Raw genomic sequence first — 15,962 nt, forward strand, 5'->3', positions numbered from 1 at the left:
AATTACGAACCATCTTATACCTATTCAACACCAGACACTGACATGTCTGTAGGTGACTGGCTAATTACACTTATTCTTACCTGCATACCATTTGTTGGTTTTATATGCTTAATTGTCTGGGCTGTCAGTAGTTCCTCTGAAAAGCGTTCTCGCAAAAACTGGGCGATTGCACAATTTATTCTAAGCATTATTCTTATTGTCATTACGATTCTTTTTGTATCATGCATAGGAATAGGTACTGCTTCTCTAATTGGTGACTCTTTATAGATTTAATAAACTAACAGGACTCTGTCACTTTCGTGTACAGAGTCCTGCTTTTTACCGCTTTCGCTCATATCCTGGCCTCCTCGGTATTACCCTACCCTCTACTAAAGCATACTATGTTAGCAGGTTAATCGTGAGGGATTAGTGTGGTTATCCAAATAAGATTCCACCAATATCAAATAGATTGATTACGTATTGATTACATATTATTCCGTGCCTATAAAATATTAATCATTGAATCTAAGGAATTTCTTTTCTTATTGCCTAAAGGACTTTTAAAATCATCAGAGCGATATCCTAAATCCAAAAAACAGATAGGATAGATATTTTCCTGCAAATTAAAGACTTTTTGTGTTTGCTCAACATCATTGACTCCAGCCCAACAAGTATCTAATCCAATATCAGTAGCAGCAAGCATCATATGTGTTGCAACAATTGTTCCATCCATTAAATAACTGTTTCCACCCTGAAAATTACTAGCAGCATCCTTGTCAGCACATACCAATATAACCATAGGTGCTCCATAACGGCAAGGATGAACACTATCCATTTTTTGAAGTGCTTCTTCACTTTTTAATATATATATGCGTTGTGGCTGTTTATTGAAAGCAGTTGGCGCCATACGTCCCGCTTCTAAAATATATTTAACCTGTTCTTCATTTGGTTTCTGATTACTGTACTTACGAACAGACTCTCTCATTTCTATAACTATCTTAAATTCCATCTATAAATCTCCTTTTTTGCTTTGTTAATACAACTCCTATAACAGATATAGAAATTCCCCAAAGAACCCAAAGGTCCAACATAACATAGCAAATTTCATAAATGGTTTCCTCCTTCATTTGAATCATAATTCATTATACGGGCTAATTTTTTAAAATGTCAGTAAAATTTTTTCATAACACAAAAAGACCAGCCAAAGCTTTAAATATCTGCTATCATTATTACAACAAGTACAACGCTGGTATTCTAAATTTGGATTTGTAAATGAAGGCATAAGTGAATCAGTTCACGGCAATGTTGCCTAGTATCAAATGAGGTTAACTCTATGAAAAAACTAATTCTATTTGGAGACTCAAATACATATGGCTATGATCCAAGAGGCTTCATTGGTGGTAGATATCCAGCAGAAATACGTTGGACTACACATGTAAAAGAAGCCCTAAAAGATAAGTATGATGTCATTGAGGAAGGAATGAATGGACGAATGTTGCCAGAGTTAAGCTCTGGCTATTTCACAACAACCATTCAAAGTCTAACCAAAGATGATGTCTTTGTAATGATGCTTGGTACCAATGATATTCTACTTACAAATCATCCCGATGTTGAAGCTACAATTCAAAGACTTGATGGCATTCTTGATTATGTTAATCAAAACTGCCTTGCTAGATTTATCCTGATTGCACCACCATATATCAGTACTCCTGATCATGAACTGCAGCTTTATCATGACTGTAGCAAAAAAATGAATGAAGGCTATATGAAACTAGCAAAAGAGCATAACATAAATGCTATCGATGCTGGAAAATGGAATATAGAGATGGGTTACGACGAAGTTCATTTTTCAATTGATGGGCATAAAAAGTTTGCCAAATCTCTAATGGAAGTTTTATCTGGAATACTATGATGTTAACATTGACACAATCCCTCGCCCTCCCAACTACAACAATTTAAATAATAGCTTCAACAAATCTTTCTGGCTGAAATGGAGCCAAACTTGCATGACCAGCATTATCAAACTTCTTAAATACGGTATTTGGAAATACCTTTCTGATATAATCTATATCCCACTTTCTTTGCTTCTCTTCACCATCACCATACCAGTACTCTATATTGTTACAATCTGTAGTTACAATTTTTGGCATAGAATAATTATCTGTAGAATCAAAGGTTCTCCAGATAGTCTTGTAGCTTATCATTTCTAAAACCTTCGCTTCATACTGTATATCTTCCTCAGAAAGATTCTCTGTAGCAAATGCCTTTTCTAAAAGCTTCACTCCACCAAGTTTACCTATAGATATCATCAAAAAATCTCTAATTAGGATTAATCTAGTAACTACCCATGGCAACTGATACGGCGTAATTCCCCCATCAATCACCGCTCTATCAAAATGAATCACTCCATTTGATAATAGTTTTGTAATAAAGGCTCCTCCCATAGAGCAACCATAAATACAATCAACCTGCGTTATCCCATTCGCAGTGAGCCATATTTCTAGCTCTTCTGCTATATCTTCTACACTTGTAAAATCACTTTTTACATCTGGGTCATAACCTGGAATTGCAGGAACAATGAGATGATAATCTTTTTTAAGCACTGGAATAACATACTCAAAGAAATCCCACATCACAACTGCAGGATGAAGTAATATCATCATTTTATCATTTTCCTTACCAAATTCATGTATTGTCATAGCTCTTATTCAACCTACTTTTCTGCAATTACTGTAATCCATGGCTTACTTTCATGATGGTCAGCACTCACCCTTGAAAAACCAGCTTTAATAAGTGCATCTTCTATTTCTTCAATAGTATGGCATTTCATTCCATCTATTATGCTTTCAAAATGTAGACTAGCTTTATCTCGACCATCTGATTCATTGCAAATCATAAATGTTCCGCCAGGCTTTAATGCCTTATTAACCTCAGCAAAGCATTTTTCTAATCCTGGCCAAAAATAGATAGTTTCAAATGCAGTTGCCAAATCATATTGTTCATTATATTTAAGCTGAGACACATCTCCTTTCTCTACCTCGCATCTTCCATTTCTAATCATATCTGCATTGTATACTTTGGCTTTTTCGAGCGACACATTGGAATAATCAATAGCTGTAAGCTTAGCAGCTGGATATTTCTGCATCAATTCAAAGGCATTTCTTCCTCCTCCGCAGCCTACCTCCAATATCTCATCGGGAGCCATTATAGAAAGATGTGACATCCCCCAGTCAGCCATCTTTGCATGACCATCGTTAATTCCATTAACCATCATTTTTCCCAGAAAACCATCAGGCTTTCTAGTTTGATTTACAAAATTCCTGAATAATCCCATTACTAAGCCTCCTGACCCTAATTAAAACAATAAACATATCCAAGCTAAAAGTGCAGAATTTCATTCTATCTATGCACCTTATACTATTTATCTATCTCTTAACTAATAATATCACATCGGGTTAGATATTGCTAACCATGGTTATAAATATCAAATCTTATAAGGATTTTTTTCAAGCCTAAAACACAAAAAGACCAGCCGAAGCCAGTCTAATTGCTTTATCTATTTTCAATTCAAAAGTGATATTTTTTCTCCTCCCAAGCAGTACTAACCTCATTTTTCTTTCTAGCACTGCTCATTTCTCTTCTCTCGAATGGGCTTTGTGGCTTTGGGATTTGTGATGCTACGGTAATATGCTATGAATAGTTACTTCTTACCGTAAAATTTCGCTGAGATTGGACTGATTTTCTATTACTTATTTTAGTTTACTTTTGTTTATTAAAGTGTATTTCGCCATATTTCAAATATGTTGCCAAATTACGCCACACTACCTGAAGATATTACATCACAAATTCATATTCTCACTATTTTCACGTAATAAGCCATATCTCCTAAGTAATCTCCTACTATCTTTTACCACTGTATCCTACCATTCTAATTTCACAGGGGTAATTCTCCTCTTCAGGGCAGTACTGGAAACATTTTCTTCTCTAGCACTGCCTGACCCCACAAAACAATTCACAAAAAAGGACAGCTATCTCTTTCGAAATAACCGCCCTATGTAAATTATTAAGCCCACATTGCTGTGAGCATTATTTTCTTTCCATCCTTAACATGTTTTTATCTTCCCTTTAGCTGCTTTTTATTTTTGTACATCTCGGCATCCGCCTTTTCAAAAACAGCAGATACATTTGTATCCCCGTTATATACAGCTATGCCTGACGCTATTACGATATCGCCATCGTCTGCGCGCTTTTCGTTTTCCCTTCTGAATTCGTTAATGATGTTTTCACGATCGGTCAAATCCTCGTCTTGAAGGATAGCCACGAACTCATCTCCACCTACTCTGAAAACAGGACTGCGCTTAAAGGTCTGGCATATAATCTTGCAGCCTTTTTTGATGTAATCATCACCTGCTTTGTGTCCGTAAGTATCGTTAACATACTTCAAATTATTAATATCAAACATTGCTATCGCAAATTCAGGCGCCTTACCTCCATTAATATGAAGATTGAGTTTATTTTCATATTCGGAATATGCAGAGTTATTCTTAACTCCTGTCAAACCATCCTTGTTTGCTCTTTCTCTTGCTTCCTCAAGATGCTTATAATACTCCTGCTCTTTTCTTTTCTGGGAATCAATATCGATGATACCTGCAATCAATCGCTTCTCACCATCTTCAGATAACATTGCAACCTTTAGGCACACATAATGTGGGCGACCTTCTAGCATAGCCCTATATTCCAAATTATACATGCCCTTTTGAGCTATCTGTTTCATCACTTCTGCCTTGCAGAAAAGTGCCTTAAACATTTCACGATCGCCAGCATAAATCAACTCAGCTCCGTCTGTAAAAGGCTGTTTAAAGAAGTCATCTCCCTGCTTAACAATATTCAGCCTTGAGTATTTCTCTGCCGAATCATACTCAGTAAAGGCATTTGTCTCTGGATTGATTGAATACATGCAGATATAATCTCCCGAAAGGGCTGCCAAACGGGCATAGGCCTTGCGTTCATGTTTTATTCTTTCCAATTCTTCCAGATGCTTTAGCTCTGCCTGATTATTAATGTATCCCAGCAAAACAACCTTTGCCGCAATGGTTCCTTTATCTTTGTTTTCTGCAATTTTTTGGATAATAAGATGTACTCTATTTCCGTTTTCCAGATTTTCATCGATAATGAAATTCGTACGTCTTGTAATTCCATCGATGAATGTCAACGCTATATTTTTGCCTAACTTATCAGCCAAATCGAAATATGATAGCTTTCTACAACCACTGCATGGCACTTCATGCTTTTTCATGAATTTACGGTAAGATGCATTACTGTTAATTTCAGTAATGGAATTTGCACCCACTTCCAAAACCACCATTGGCAAGCAGTCAAAATAGTCCTTTAAATCTATATCTTCTTCCATATAAGAAGACATATCATAAAGGTTTACCTTGTCCAAAGCATCGTAGTACTGTGCATCATTTTGATTTTCGAATCCAATGGCGGAATTAGTCTCGTATCTTTTTAGTATGTCCTCAAAAGAAAGAGGTTTTGAATAATAAAATCCCTGGATTTTGCCACAGCCTATTTCTTTTAGAGCATCAAACTGCTCCTTATTTTCAACACCTTCAGCAATAGTTTCACTGCCTAAGGCTCTAGCTGTCCTTATCAATTCGGTAACTACTATTTTGCAATTGTTATCAGACACCACCTTTTCCAGGTAGTTTCTATCAAATTTAACTGCATCAAAATCAAATGAGCGCAATACATCTATGGAAGAATAACTGCTTCCATAATTATCAAGCCAAATCTTGAATCCCAGGTCACGCAGCTCATTTAGCTTTGATTTAATAAATTCTTTATCTTCATAGAATGATTCTTCAGCCAGTTCGAAAACTATATTACTTCTGTCAATGCCTGATGAATCAACAATACGTTTAATTTCAGATATAAAATCACATGAATAAAAATCGGATTTAGAGATATTAATAGACTCAGGAACCGTGCCTCTTCCTATGTCATTAATATGCTCCATCTTCTTAATAACCTTCTGAAGTACATATAAATCCAGCTTGTAGGCAAGATTATGTCCTTCCAAAATACGCACGAAAATATCCGGAGAAATATTTCCATTCTCTGGGTCTTCCCAACGTGCCAATGCTTCATCATTGCAGATTTGTTCATTGTACACGCGAATTACTGGCTGATGCATAACCTTTATCCAGCCATTATCAAGCGCTTTGTCCAAATTATTGATTATGTAGTTTTCGCTCACTTTTGCTGTCATAACCCTCAACCCTATTCATCTATTCACATCACTACACACTCTCAGTTATTACATAATACAAAAATTATGTGTACAATTTGTTATCATATATAACAATTTAAAAAAAAAGACTGGCCAAAACCAGTCTCTAAATAATTTAATTTTAATAATTTTATGGATGACAATTGCCACAGCGGGTATAGCCCTGCGCTTCTAAATCAGAAATTGAGCAATTTACATCCTGTCTATTTTCAGGTTTTATTGTGGAAACAGACCTGCAGCCCGGCAGATGAATCTTCTTTGTATTAGTGTTCAATACATAATCTGCTGTCGCCTGAACTGGGGTCTCTTCAGTAACCTCAGGCTGTGGTGCTGGGGTCTCTGCCACTTTTGCTACACCAGTCTGATAATCGATATCGATATTAGGCTGCACATTATGGCAAAATACATTAAATGATATTCCTCTGCCATGGTCCTCTACTGAATAGGCCTCCATCATTACACCGCGACATACCAATTCATCATCTACAAATATTGGTGTGCAGCGATATAGCACATGATTGTCGGTCTTATCAATATATTGGGCAACCTTCTCCTCATAAGGAAGCATGCCATCCACATTCATGTAGCGTGTACCTGTAATAAGATTCTTCTTGTTAGCATTTTCGCCCGCTAAACAAAAGGCAATTAAATGACATCTATTGTATAGATATCTGTCCTGGATAATATCGGCGAATTTGTATGTGTGCCATCCTGTAGGCTTAACCTTTCCAATGGCGCCACGCTTTTCTGTGGGCATCAGCTCTTTGGAAAGATTAGCATAGGCTACGCCGCATCTTTTAAGATTATCCAGCCTTGAGTAAGATTCAAAGGATTTGGTGTTCTTCTTCTCCTTTGTTGTGAAAAATGGAACATTGCCATTTATCGGTGTACTGGCCTTCCCTGCAAATGAAGGGATAGACTCATATGTAAGAGTTTTGCTTGAAACAACCTGCTCATTTGCTGCCACTGCTGTTTCATTGCTAAATCCAAAACAGCTTACGGCTAATGCAAATGCAAGCACCAAGCTTACAAGCCCTCTCTTAAACTTGATTTTTGTCTCGTCCATGTTGTACTCCTTAAATATAAAATCAAAAAGAACTGGCACAATATAAATGTGCCAGCTCTTACTATTTTATAAATTCTCACCGTTTGAGGCAATAACCTGTTTGTACCAATCGAAAGATTTCTTCTTTCTTCTTGCAAGTGTACCTGTTCCATCGTCATATTTTTCAACGTAGATAAAACCATAACGCTTTGCCATCTCACCTGTTGATGCACTAACAAGGTCGATACATCCCCATGGAGTGTAACCCATAAGGTCAACGCCATCATTTACTGCAAGCTTCATTTCAGCAATGTGCTTTCTAAGATAATCGATTCTGTAGTCGTCATTAATTGAACCATCAGCTTCAATTTCGTCTCTAGCGCCAAGTCCATTTTCAACAACCATAAGTGGAATCTGATATCTGTCATAAATCTCGTTAAGCGAATATCTAAGTCCCATTGGATCGATTTGCCATCCCCAATCAGAAGCCTCAAGGTAAGGATTCTTACCACCAGCGATAAGATTTCCAGCCCCATTATTTGTATCCTTGTTAGCACTGATAACGTTTGACATGTAGTAGCTAAATGTATAGAAGTCTACAGTACCGTTCTTTAAGATTTCCTCATCACCTGGCTCCATCTTAATAGTGATTCCATGCTTGTCCCAAATGCTCTGAGCATAAGCTGGGTATGCACCGCGAACCATAACATCTGAGCAATACCAGTTTACCTCTCTCATGTGTTCCTGATTTTCAATCAAATCAGCTGGGTTGCAGGTTGCAGGATATGATGTTACGAAGCAAATCATATTTCCCATCTTGTACTCAGGATAGTTGTCATGAGCATATTTTACTGCAAGTGCAGATGCAACAAACTGATGATGAAGAGCCTGGAATCTCTCCTGTGGCTTGTCAGGCACCTGATTTACAGGACCTGAATAACCCTTAACTGTACCAGTTGAAAGAATTGCACCAAATGGCATTGTACCAGCATTGATTTCGTTGAAGGTTAACCAATATTTAACCTTTCCCTGATATCTGGCAAAAATAGCCTTGCAGTAGTTCATGAAATAGTCGATAAGCTCTCTACCTTCCCAGCCGTTGTACTTTTCTACAAGAGCATAAGGAAGCTCATAATGAGAAATTGTAACAAGTGGCTCGATACCGTGCTTCTTGCAGCAATCAAATACCTTGTCGTAGAAAGCAAGACCTGCCTCATTTGGCTCAGATTCCATGCCTGTTGGGAAAATTCTAGTCCAGTTGATTGATGTTCTGAACACCTTGAAGCCCATCTCTGCAAAAAGTGCGATATCCTCTTCATAGTGATGATAAAAATCTATAGCCTCGTGGGATGGGTAAAGTGTCCCCTCCTCGATAGTTGTTGTCAGTCTCTTTGGAGTTGTGTGACTACCATTTGTGCACATATCAGATACTGATGCGCCCTTACCATCAACATTCCATGCTCCCTCTAACTGATTAGCAGCTACTGCTCCACCCCATAAAAAATCTGTCTTAAATGTTCTCATTATAAGTGCCTTTCTAAATTTATTTTTTTAATTACAATAATGTGATTAACTCGTTACCATTGTCTACTGATATAGAATCTGTAGGAATGATATCAGTGTACTTACCAGAATTTGTAATTACAATAGGTGTCTCTGTTGAATAACCTGCAGCCTTAATAAGGTCAAGGTCAAATTCAAGAAGAAGGTCTCCTCTCTTAACCTTGTCGCCCTGCTTAACTACTGGGTTGAAGCCCTTGCCTTCAAGCTGAACTGTGTCCATACCAACGTGGATGATAACTTCTGCACCCTTATCTGTTGTGATACCGATAGCGTGACCTGTTGAGAAGAATGCTGTGATTGTTCCATCAGCTGGAGCGTATACCTTGCCTTCTACTGGAACGATTGCAATACCCTTACCCATAGCCTCTGAAGAGAATGCTGCATCAGAAACCTCTGTTAATGGCTTAACTTCGCCCTTTACTGGAGCTAAAAGAACTTCACCGTTTACTGTTGCAGAAGAATTAAGCTCCTTCTTTGCTACTGGAGCATCATCCTTGTAAATAATCATTGTAAGGATGAATGAAGCTGCTACAGCTACAAGGATTGAGATGATTACCCAAATCATGCTGTAAAGGCTGTTTGTATTTGGATCAATGTAGCATGGAAGTCCGAATAAACCAAGACCACCCATTGTGTATGACTTAACACCTGCTAATGCTGTGATAATACCACCAGCTGCGCCACCGATACAAGAGATAACGAATGGCTTCTTCTTTGGAAGTGTAATACCATAGATACATGGCTCAGTTACACCAAACAAACCTGAAATAAATGCTGGAATAGCGATGTCCTTAAGCTTCTTATCCTTTGTCTTAAGAATCATAGCAAGAACTACTGCTGACTGTGCGAATGATACACAGAAGTATGGAGAAAGGATAAAGTCATATCCAAGTGTTCCATAGTTAATCATAGCAAGTGGAACAAGTCCCCAATGTAAACCGAAGATAACAAGTACCTGCCATAAAGCACCAATAAGTGCACCAGCGATAATACCACCAACAACTGGGATGTTGTATAATCCACCGAATACAAGTGTAAGTACGTTACATATAACTGTTGCGATTGGTCCAATTACAAGATATGTAAGTGGCATCATAATTCCAAGAACACAAAGTGGAACGATGAATGTTTTGATTACATCTGGAATGTGCTTCTTGAAGAACTTCTCAAGCTTTGCTGCAATGTAAACAGCTAAAACTACAGGAACTACTGACTGTGTGTAGCCAGAAGCAGGCATGATTACTGGAATTCCAAAGAACTTTGTCATGTAATCCATGCTGAATGATGTTCCGGCGAATACTGTTCCAAGAACCTCAGCGCTCTTAAGAGCAACCATATTTGGATAAGTAAGACCTACACCAAGAGCCATACCAATGAATTCGTTACATTTAAATTTCTTAGCTGCTGTATAACCTAATATAATTGGAAGGAAATAGAAGAATCCATCTCCAACTGCGTTCCATATCTCATAAGCACCGCTTGTTGTTACATCGATACCAAATGAGCTGCTAGCCACGAATGACCAAACTGCAAGTAAACCTTTGATGATACCAGCTGCACATAATACTGAAAGAAGTGGCTGGAATACACCAGAAATAATATCGATAAGAGCCGCACCAACACTCATCTTCTCTGCTGGGCCATCATCTACAGGGGCTGAACCTGTGATTCCTGCGTGCTCACATACTACGTCATAAACATCTGGTACATGATTTCCGATAACTACCTGATACTGTCCACCAGACTGGATAACTGTTACGATTCCGTCTGTGCTCTTAAGGATATCTGTGTTTGCCTTGCTTTCATCCTTAAGCTTAAATCTTAATCTTGTTATACAATGTGTAATGCTTTTAATATTGCTTTTTCCACCCACATTCTGGATGATAATGCGAGCTAATCCATCATATTTGCTTGCCATTTTTTCTTCTCCTTGTTCCCATATAATATATTTATCTTCTTCAGGCCCTGCACACTGGCCTGTCAAATTCAAATAAAAAAACCTGCACCTTAGTTAAGTGTCTATACATAGACATACTTTTACAACTAATGTACAGGTTTAGCCGACTCTACAGCCGTAACTATCCTAAGATTAAGCTTTCGCTCTTTCTGTGATTCTTGATATGTGGACTGTAAGATATAACATCTCTTCGTCCGTAATTTTTTGTGGATATCTGGATTCCATGTAGCTTTTGATGCGCTCAGCGCACTTATAAGCGTCTGGGAATCTTCTTTTTATGCTTTCATATAGCTCTTCATCCTGAGCCTCGTAATAAGCACTACGCTCTGCCCTCTGTAGAAAATACTTTAGATGAGTGATAAATCTCTCATACGAAAAGGTACCTTCATCCAACTCCGAGTTATATGTGAATTTAACGATGCTAACTATATCATCAATAATTTCTGGAGCCTCCATGGTATGATGCATATTACCATCTAACTCCGCATTTACGATATGCAGTGCAAAGAACCCTGCCTCGTCCTCGGGAAGCTCAATTCCCAATTTGTCTTTGATAATCTCAAGTGCATGTAAGCCCATGAGATATTCTGTCTTGTAATAATTCTTTATCTCCCAAAGAAGCTTGTTCTTAAGAACTGTCCCTGTTTTGCTTCGCTCAATAGCAAAGCCAAGGTGATCTGTAAGAGTGATATAAATATTGTTGCAAAGTCGTTTGCCAAGATTTTTAGCAGCGTATGTGATGATTTCATCAGCCACCTGAATCTGCTCGTATGGCATTTCAGATACCAGCTTCATGAACTGCTCACTTGACTTTTCCATAACGAAAGTCTTTTCTATTTTACTTTCGTCCAGCTCCTCTCCGCTCTTCTTTTGAAAGCAGAGACCACAGCCCGTATATACTATTTCGTTCCCCTTGTCATCAATCGCCAAGGCTGCATTATTATTTAAAATCTTTCTTATCTTCATGGTTGATAGTTCTCTCTACAATTTTAAAATAAAAAAATGACCGAATCAGCCCACGCAAAATAATACCATAATCTAAAGAGATTATAAATAAATTGGGCGATTCAGTCTTGCCTGCCTTGCAGTAACAATCCGAACTTGTTTTGTTTACAAGTGATACTTTACAATTAAATGCACCATTTGTAAATATGTTGTGTACATTTTCGCCTTTTAGCTTAATTTGACTTTGTGCATTTTGTATACATTTCACAAAATATTCACAATATCTCTGACATAAAAAAAGCCTGACCCTTTTGCAGAATCAGGCATAATATCACGTTGATATTTTTGTTATGAAGCTGCCTGAGTAGAATCCTCTTCCTCATCAGCATCGGCAACGTTATTCTTTGCTGCAATAACCTCAACAACTACCTGGTCGGCACGTGTGGTTACTTCAACCTTCTTATTCTTTGAAATATCAAGGTCTGCAACTGTGATGGAATCACCAAGCCTAAGTGTGCTGCAGTCTATTTCAATTTTCTCAACTACATCCTCAGCCTTTGCCTTGTAAGCGACCTCAGATAATAACTGATCTAAAACACCTTCTGTAACAGCATCTTTGTTCTCAAGAACAACCTCTGCTGTTGCGTGGATTATCTCGCCCTTTACAAGCTCCTGGAAATCCATCTCTACAATCTGATGCTTAGCCGCATCATAGTGTAGTTCCTTAAGTAACACATTGTACTTCTTTCCTTCCAAATCAAGAGTCATCTGAGTATGTCCGCTCTTTCTAAGAGCCTCAGCCTCTTTAACCTCGAACTGGAGTGGGATTGATCGTTCGATTTCTTTACCGAACAGGTTACCTGTTACGTAGCCTTCTCTTCTCAACCTCTTTGCCTTCTTTTCCATGTCACGTCTTTGTACTCTGTAAGTATCCATTTGTCTCTTCCTCCTAAAATACAAATATTTGAGCAGGGAAATTTGCGGAATGTCGATATTCAATTGGCGTTTCGTATTTTCTCGTGTTCGGTTCTGTTATAGTCCTCTTTTGCAAAATAGTCAAGCTATATTTTTACTATAGGTAATGTGATGAAACGATTTTGTACAAAATTTTAGAATTTGTTCGCTTTACACGAATGAGTGTTCTGGTGTATTATCTTATTGCAAGCAAACGTAGTTTCGGAATATATGTTCTGCTTGCAAGGAGGTATGCCTATGCAACTAAAAAATTCTAAATGCTATATTGCCATAGATATGAAATCCTTTTATGCTTCTGTTGAATGTGTATCAAGAGGGCTTGATCCCCTCAAGGCCAATCTGCTCGTTGCCGATTCCACCCGAAGTGACCAGACCATTTGTCTTGCCGTATCGCCGGCCCTTAAAGCCATCGGCGTACCAAGCCGACCTAGACTTTTCGAGGCAAAACAAGCCATAGCAAGATATGAACGGATGCACCACACTAAGATTTTTTATATAACAGCTGTGCCACGAATGCTGAAATACGAACAGGTCTCTGCACAGATTTACGGGATTTTTCTAAAATATGTAGCGCCAGAAGACATTCATGTATACAGTATCGATGAAAGCTTCATTGACTGCACCCCTTACTTGCACCTATATGAAACTGCTGCCATCCGAACTGGTCAAAGCCCCGCCCATATCATGGCTCTCACCATGATAAAAGACGTCCTGAAGCAAACCGGCATCACTGCTACAGTTGGAATTGGGACTAATCTGTATCTCGCAAAGGTAGCAATGGATATCGTAGCCAAAAAGGCTCCAGCCGATGAAGATGGAGTTCGTATTGCTGCCCTTACCGAAGATTCATACAAGAAAATCCTATGGCCACACAGGCCACTCACTGATTTTTGGCAAATAGGAAACGGTAAAGCTCGTCGTTTAGAACGCAACATGATGTTTACAATGGGAGATATTGCAGAACGCTCGCAGATAGATGAAGAATGGTTTTATAAAAATTTCGGCATAGATGCTGAAATCCTAATTGATCATGCATGGGGCATCGAGCCTGTAACAATGCATGATATCAAAAACTACAAATCTGACAATCACTCCCTGTCCAACGGTCAAGTTCTCCCTCGTCCCTACAAATACGATGAAGCCTGCATTGTACTGAAAGAAATGATTGATATCCTGTGCTGCGATATGTACAAGAAAAATATAGTTTCATCAAAATTCACTTGGTGGGTAAGCTATGATCATAAAAGCTTGGAATACTTCCCACAATATGATGGGCCTCTCGCTATCGATTGGTATGGAAGACTACATCCTGCCCATTCAGGCGGCACTGTAAATCTTCGCACTGCCACTAACACATCGAAACTAATTACTAATGCTATTATGGATGATATAACTAAGAAAGCTGATCATAGAATTTTATTTCGCAAACTTGGCATCTGCGCTTGTAATATTCAAAGTAATGGTGGATATTTTCAGCTTAATCTTTTCACAGACTATGATGCTATTAATAAAGAAACGCAGATTCACTCTGCCCTATTAGATGTTAGAATTAAATATGGTTCAAACGCCATCTTGAAAGGGCTTAATTTTCAAGATGGCGCTACTACCAAAGAAAGAAATTTGCAGATAGGAGGACACCGAGCTTAGTGTCACAGTCCTCCTACATCCAATTATAATCGCCGCCAGTTACAGCAAGTGAGAGCGAAGCATCCATTCGCTCAACATCTTCTGCACCTTGCACGACTGAAATAAGTTTTGCTGTCTCTTTTTATTACAATGCTTTTGAACGCTCCTCTATATTATGATTGAAATCAATAACAGTATGATTATAGTCCTTAACCATGAATTTAGAAGTAATAAGAAAATCTGCTGTCGCTTTGTTAACAGCGATTGGAATATCATATACTTGAGCAATTCTCATAAGAGCCTTAACATCAGGATCATGTGGCTGAGGTGTTAAAGGATCCGAAAAGAAAATAATTAAATCGATCTTTCCTTCAACGACTTTTGCGCCAATCTGCTGGTCACCCCCAAGAGGACCTGAGTTATATCCCATTACATTAAGTCCGGTTTTATCTGAAATCATCCTTGCAGTTGTTCCTGTTCCACAAAGATTGTGTTTCTCTAATAATTCTTTATTCTGTTTGCACCATTCGATGAGAAGAGGCTTCTTCTGATCATGAGCAATAAGTGCAATAGTTTTTGTACGACCAATTGTCAGTAGTACATCGTTATCCATATTTCCTCCTAAATAAAACGGTTCTGTTTATAATCATATGCTAAAATATATTCTTTTTTTGCAGCGTTAAAGATAATATCATCTTATAACTACTAATGGCAATATCAATAATTGCCCAAAATATATGAAAAATTCAAGTAATTATGGTATACAATATAGCATGTGTATACAATAATAAACCTATGATGCATTTTATACACCAATACCACATTCACAACAAAAAGTACAAAATTTTAAAATAATCGAATTTCTTTATACAATAAAGGCATTGAACCACGAAGATTCAATGCCTCTTAGCGTGCGTGAGAAGATTCGAACTCCCGACACCTTGGTCCGTAGCCAAGTGCTCTATCCAGCTGAGCTACACACACATATTATAAACGCAGAGGGTGGGATTCGAACCCACGCGCCCTTGCGGACAAACGGTTTTCAAGACCGCCTCGTTATGACCACTTCGATACCTCTGCATATATAAATGACTCCGACGGGAATTGAACCCGTGTTACCGCCGTGAAAGGGCGATGTCTTAACCGCTTGACCACGGAGCCAAATCAATACAACTATCTTTTAATAAAAAAGCAAGCAAATCCCGGTGGTGCTTGCTAATTATAAAAGCAACCTCAAAACTTCACACAGTAAGACTTATTCTTCCGATTATTCGCTACATTCTTTTCTTTAGAATAAACCTTCGATCTATTAGTATTCATCAGCTGAATGCGTTACCGCACTTACACCTTGAACCTATCTACCTTATCGTCTATAAGGGATCTTATTTCCTTGAAGGAAGGGGATATCTCATCTTGAGGGGGGCTTCACGCTTAGATGCCTTCAGCGTTTATCCCGTCCAGACTTGGCTACTCAGCTATGCCGTTGGTCGACAGCTGATACACCAGTGGTCCGTCCACCCCGGTCCTCTCGTACTAGGGGCAGCTCCTCTCAAATATCCTACGCCCGCGCCGGATAG

General features: G+C 38.4%; 14 protein-coding genes, 3 tRNA genes and 1 rRNA gene. 2 read left to right on the plus strand and 16 right to left on the minus strand.

Annotation, left to right across the window (positions count from 1 at the left end; all coding sequences use genetic code 11):
* Nucleotides 1-20 precede the first annotated feature (20 nt).
* The 3 genes from G611_RS0109115 to G611_RS15745 form a co-directional block, all read right to left on the minus strand.
* The gene (locus G611_RS0109115) at nt 21-227 is read right to left on the minus strand and encodes a hypothetical protein (RefSeq protein ID WP_028243360.1); all 207 of its coding nucleotides are present in this window, start codon (nt 225-227) and stop codon (nt 21-23) included.
* A 254-nt stretch (nt 228-481) separates the two neighbouring features.
* Complete coding sequence (locus G611_RS0109120; protein WP_028243361.1) at nt 482-988, minus strand: nitroreductase family protein; 507 nt, start codon at nt 986-988, stop codon at nt 482-484.
* On the minus strand, nt 978-1,115 hold the full coding sequence (locus G611_RS15745) for a hypothetical protein (RefSeq protein WP_155942276.1): 138 nt from the start codon (nt 1,113-1,115) through the stop codon (nt 978-980). Before G611_RS15745 ends, G611_RS0109120 begins: the two co-directional genes overlap by 11 nt.
* Before the next feature lie 197 nt (nt 1,116-1,312).
* On the opposite strand from G611_RS15745, the gene G611_RS0109130 reads away from it, so the two are divergent.
* A complete protein-coding gene (locus tag G611_RS0109130; protein ID WP_028243362.1) occupies nt 1,313-1,891 on the plus strand; it encodes a GDSL-type esterase/lipase family protein in 579 nt (192 codons plus the stop codon).
* A gap of 43 nt (nt 1,892-1,934) precedes the next feature.
* On the opposite strand, the gene G611_RS0109135 is transcribed toward G611_RS0109130, so the two are convergent.
* From G611_RS0109135 to G611_RS0109170, 8 genes are all read right to left on the minus strand, one after another.
* Complete coding sequence (locus tag G611_RS0109135) at nt 1,935-2,678, minus strand: alpha/beta fold hydrolase (RefSeq protein WP_028243363.1); 744 nt, start codon at nt 2,676-2,678, stop codon at nt 1,935-1,937.
* Between the two features lie 14 nt (nt 2,679-2,692).
* Nucleotides 2,693-3,313 carry a class I SAM-dependent methyltransferase gene (locus tag G611_RS0109140; protein WP_028243364.1) on the minus strand — a complete coding sequence of 207 codons (621 nt, stop codon included), beginning with the start codon at nt 3,311-3,313 and terminating at the stop codon, nt 2,693-2,695.
* A 780-nt stretch (nt 3,314-4,093) separates the two neighbouring features.
* The gene (locus G611_RS0109145; protein WP_028243365.1) at nt 4,094-6,253 is read right to left on the minus strand and encodes an EAL domain-containing protein; all 2,160 of its coding nucleotides are present in this window, start codon (nt 6,251-6,253) and stop codon (nt 4,094-4,096) included.
* A 151-nt stretch (nt 6,254-6,404) separates the two neighbouring features.
* Nucleotides 6,405-7,340: a DNA/RNA non-specific endonuclease gene (locus G611_RS0109150; protein ID WP_028243366.1), complete on the minus strand. Its 936-nt coding sequence runs from the start codon at nt 7,338-7,340 to the stop codon at nt 6,405-6,407.
* Nucleotides 7,341-7,406: 66 nt separating this feature from the next.
* The gene (locus G611_RS0109155; protein ID WP_028243367.1) at nt 7,407-8,843 is read right to left on the minus strand and encodes a glycoside hydrolase family 1 protein; all 1,437 of its coding nucleotides are present in this window, start codon (nt 8,841-8,843) and stop codon (nt 7,407-7,409) included.
* 31 nt (nt 8,844-8,874) lie between these two features.
* A complete protein-coding gene (locus tag G611_RS0109160; protein ID WP_028243368.1) occupies nt 8,875-10,800 on the minus strand; it encodes a beta-glucoside-specific PTS transporter subunit IIABC in 1,926 nt (641 codons plus the stop codon).
* A 171-nt stretch (nt 10,801-10,971) separates the two neighbouring features.
* Nucleotides 10,972-11,805 (minus strand): BglG family transcription antiterminator LicT, encoded by an 834-nt coding sequence (gene licT / locus G611_RS0109165; protein ID WP_028243369.1) that lies wholly within the window; start codon nt 11,803-11,805, stop codon nt 10,972-10,974.
* A 327-nt stretch (nt 11,806-12,132) separates the two neighbouring features.
* Nucleotides 12,133-12,720, minus strand: a complete 588-nt coding sequence (locus tag G611_RS0109170) for a 50S ribosomal protein L25 (RefSeq protein WP_036948894.1) — start codon at nt 12,718-12,720, stop codon at nt 12,133-12,135.
* A gap of 276 nt (nt 12,721-12,996) precedes the next feature.
* On the opposite strand from G611_RS0109170, the gene G611_RS0109175 reads away from it, so the two are divergent.
* Complete coding sequence (locus G611_RS0109175; protein ID WP_028243371.1) at nt 12,997-14,406, plus strand: hypothetical protein; 1,410 nt, start codon at nt 12,997-12,999, stop codon at nt 14,404-14,406.
* Between the two features lie 124 nt (nt 14,407-14,530).
* Here the strand turns inward: G611_RS0109175 and G611_RS0109180 are convergent, their stop codons facing one another.
* The 5 genes from G611_RS0109180 to G611_RS0109200 all read right to left on the minus strand — a co-directional run.
* Entirely contained in the window at nt 14,531-14,998 is a 468-nt protein-coding gene (locus G611_RS0109180) for a methylglyoxal synthase (RefSeq protein ID WP_028243372.1), read from the minus strand.
* Between the two features lie 297 nt (nt 14,999-15,295).
* Nucleotides 15,296-15,369, minus strand: a tRNA-Arg gene (locus G611_RS0109185).
* Nucleotides 15,370-15,379: 10 nt separating this feature from the next.
* Nucleotides 15,380-15,465, minus strand: a tRNA-Ser gene (locus tag G611_RS0109190).
* 9 nt (nt 15,466-15,474) lie between these two features.
* Nucleotides 15,475-15,546, minus strand: a tRNA-Glu gene (locus G611_RS0109195).
* A gap of 128 nt (nt 15,547-15,674) precedes the next feature.
* A 23S ribosomal RNA gene (locus tag G611_RS0109200) occupies nt 15,675-15,962 on the minus strand; the annotation flags it as partial.

The organism is Pseudobutyrivibrio ruminis AD2017 (genome assembly GCF_000424305.1).
In the GTDB taxonomy this organism is placed as follows: domain Bacteria; phylum Bacillota; class Clostridia; order Lachnospirales; family Lachnospiraceae; genus Pseudobutyrivibrio; species Pseudobutyrivibrio ruminis_B.